The sequence below is a fragment of the Streptomyces sp. NPDC002577 genome, assembly GCF_053594815.1.
On the sequence record NZ_JBSFWK010000099.1, the window covers coordinates 1 to 3,133 of the forward strand.

At 70.0% G+C, this 3,133-nt stretch carries 3 protein-coding genes; all 3 read left to right on the forward strand.

The window, feature by feature from the left end; all coding sequences use genetic code 11:
* Window positions 1-25 precede the first annotated feature (25 nt).
* Complete coding sequence (locus ACWD4J_RS43980) at window positions 26-1,903, forward strand: amidohydrolase (protein WP_451401178.1); 1,878 nt, start codon at window positions 26-28, stop codon at window positions 1,901-1,903.
* 132 nt (window positions 1,904-2,035) lie between these two features.
* Entirely contained in the window at window positions 2,036-2,698 is a 663-nt protein-coding gene (locus ACWD4J_RS43985; protein ID WP_451401180.1) for a hydrolase, read from the forward strand.
* 47 nt (window positions 2,699-2,745) lie between these two features.
* A partial coding sequence (locus ACWD4J_RS43990) for a DoxX family protein (protein WP_451401179.1) occupies window positions 2,746-3,133 on the forward strand: 388 nt, incomplete at its 3' end.

A 3,133-nucleotide genomic window follows, 5' to 3' on the forward strand; every position in this document is an offset into this window, starting at 1 on the left:
AGGAGGTTGTCGAAAGGTGTCCACGATGCCGGTCGGTGGGCTTGTTCCCCGCGCCACCGATAACGCCGCGGACCTCGTCGTCCGCAACGCGAAGATCTACACGGGAGACCCGCTCCGCCCGGGGGCCGAGGCGATCGCCATCCGTGGCGGTGTCATCACGGTGGTCGGTGACGACAAGGACGTGGCGTCCCAGGTGGGCCCGGCCACGAAGGTGGTGGACGCGCTCGGGCGGCGGATGGTTCCCGGCCTCAACGACTCCCACCTGCATGTGATTCGGGGCGGGCTCAACTACGTGCTGGAGCTGCGCTGGGACGGCGTTCCCACGTTGCGCCAGGGGCTGGCGATGCTGCGTGAGCAGGCGGCACGTACGCCGAAGGGCCAGTGGGTGCGGGTGGTGGGAGGCTGGTCGGCCGAGCAGTTCGCCGAGCGGCGGCTGCCGACCGTCGCCGAGCTGAACGCCGCCGCGCCGGACACCCCGGTGTTCGTCCTGCACCTGTACCAGTCGGCGGTGCTCAACCGGGCGGCGCTCAAGGCCGCCGGATTCACCAGGGACAGCCCCGATCCCAAGGGCGGCCAGATCATGAGGGGCCGCGACGGTGAGCCCACGGGTATGCTGCTGGCCGCCCCCAGCGCCCTGATCCTCTACTCCACCCTGGCCAAGGCCCCGGTACTCGAGGGTGAGGAGAGGAAGACCTCCACGCGTCATTTCCTGCGGGAGCTGAACAGATTCGGACTCACGTCGGCGATAGACGCGGCCGGGGGATTCCAGAACTTCCCCGACAACTACAGCACGGTCGTCGAACTGGCCAAGGCCGGTCAACTGTCCCTGCGCATCGCCTATCACCTCTTCCCGCAGACCGCGGGCCAGGAAATCGACGACCTCGCCCGCTGGATCGAAATGGCCAGGCCCGAGGACGGGGACGAATGGCTGCGCCTCAACGGTGCGGGCGAGAATCTCACCTGGGCGGCGGCGGATTTCGAGAACTTCACCCAGCCGCGCCCGGAACTCGCCGACTACGAGGCGGAATTCGAGAAGGCCGTGCGGCTCCTCATGGAGAACGGCTGGGGATTCCGGCTGCACGCCACCTATGACGAGACCATCCGCCGGGACCTCGCGGTGTTCGAGAAACTCGCCGCGGACGGCCTTTTCCCGGCCGGGAACCGGTGGCTGTTCGACCATGCCGAGACCGTCTCCGCCGACAGCCTCGACCGTATCGCCGCCCTCGGCGGCGCCATGTCCGTGCAGAACCGGCTGTCCTTCCAGGGCGAGGCGTTCGTACGCCGCTACGGCCCCGGTGCCGCCGCGGACGCCCCTCCGATCCGGGCCATGCTGGAACGCGGCCTGACCGTCGGCGCCGGCACCGACGCCACCCGGGTCTCCACCTACAACCCGTGGATCGCGCTGCACTGGCTGGTCACCGGCCGCACCGTCGGCGACCTGGTCGTCCGCCCGCCCCACAACCGTGTCGACCGGCGTACGGCGCTGGCGATGTTCACCGAAGCGGGTGCCGCGCTGACCGGCGAGAACGACGTCAAGGGCGTCCTGCGCCCGGGATGCCTCGGCGACCTCGCCGTGCTGTCCGAGGACTACTTCACGGTGCCCGAGGCGGACATCGCACACATCGAGTCCCTGCTGACGGTCGTCGGCGGCCGGATCGTCTACGCCACCGCCGAGTACGAGGGCCTCGACGAGGAACTCCCGCCCCTCAGCCCCGAGTGGAGCCCCGTCGCGCACTTCGGCGGCTACCAGGCCACACCCCGCAGGGGCCTGTCGGGCGCCCGCCAGGCCGAACTGCTCGGCCAGGCCGTCGCCGAGTCGGAGCAGCACCGGCAGTGGCGCACCCGACGCGGCCTGGCCCCGGAAACCGAGAGCACGGTCTTCGACCCCTGCTTCTCCCTCTGATCTCCCGGGAGGGGGCCCGGTCACGAGCCGCCCCTCCCGGGACACCACCCCCCAACCCGCACCGCCCGACAGACGGTCGCCCTCAGCAGCGGACACCCGTCCGCCGGCACATCACTCATGAAAGGCACTCTCATGGTCAACATCTCCGACGTCACCGCGGCCCCCAGCCCCGACCTGCTGACCCCCGACAACTGCGCCGTGCTGTTCGTGGACCACCAGCCGCAGATGTTCTTCGGCACCGGCAGCGGCGACCGCACCGCCATCATCAACTCGACCATAGGCCTGGCGAAGGCCGCCACGGTCTTCGATGTGCCGGTCGTACTGAGCACCGTGGCCGCCGAGTCCTTCTCCGGCCCGATCATGCCGCAGCTGGCCGATGTCTTCCCCGACCAGAAGATCATCGACCGGACCACGATGAACGCCTGGGAGGATGTGAACTTCGTCGAGGCCGTCAAGGCCACCGGCCGCAAGAAGCTCGTCATCGCCGGCCTCTGGACCGAGGTCTGCGTCGTCCTGCCCACGCTGTCCGCCATCGCCCAGGGCTACGAGGTCTACGTGGTCACCGACGCGTCCGGCGGTGTCAGCCCGCAGGCGCACGAGCACGCCATCCAGCGCATGGTCCAGGGCGGCGCGATCCCGGTGACCTGGGTGCAGGTGCTCCTCGAGCTCCAGCGCGACTGGGCGCGCACGGAGACGTACGTCCCCGTCACGGAGCTGGTGAAGGAGCACGGCGGCGCCTACGGCCTCGGCATCGTCTACGCGCAGGCGGTCATCGGCGCCCACGCGGCCGGCTGACCTCTCCACGCGAACATCGACGGACGTCAGGAACAGGCAGGAACACAATGGACACCGCACTGTTGGTCCTCCGGCTGGTGGTGGGTCTCCTCATCGCCGGACACGGAGTGCAGAAGGTCAGTTTCCGGCTGGGCGGCAACGGGCTGGCGGGCGGAACCGAGGAGTTCCGCCGCGACGGCTTCCGCGGCGGCCGGCTCACCGCGCTCGCCGCGGGCGGCAGCCAGATCGGTGCCGGCCTGTTCCTGGCGGCCGGTTTACTCACTCCCGCGGCGGCGATGGCCGCAATGGGAGTGATGACGGTCGCCGGCACCGTCAAATGGCACAACGGGCTCTGGGTCCAGAACGACGGCTACGAGTACCCGATGGTCCTCGTCGTCGCCTCCGCGGCCCTGGCGCTCACCGGCCCCGGCCGCTGGTCGGCCGACCACGTCCTCG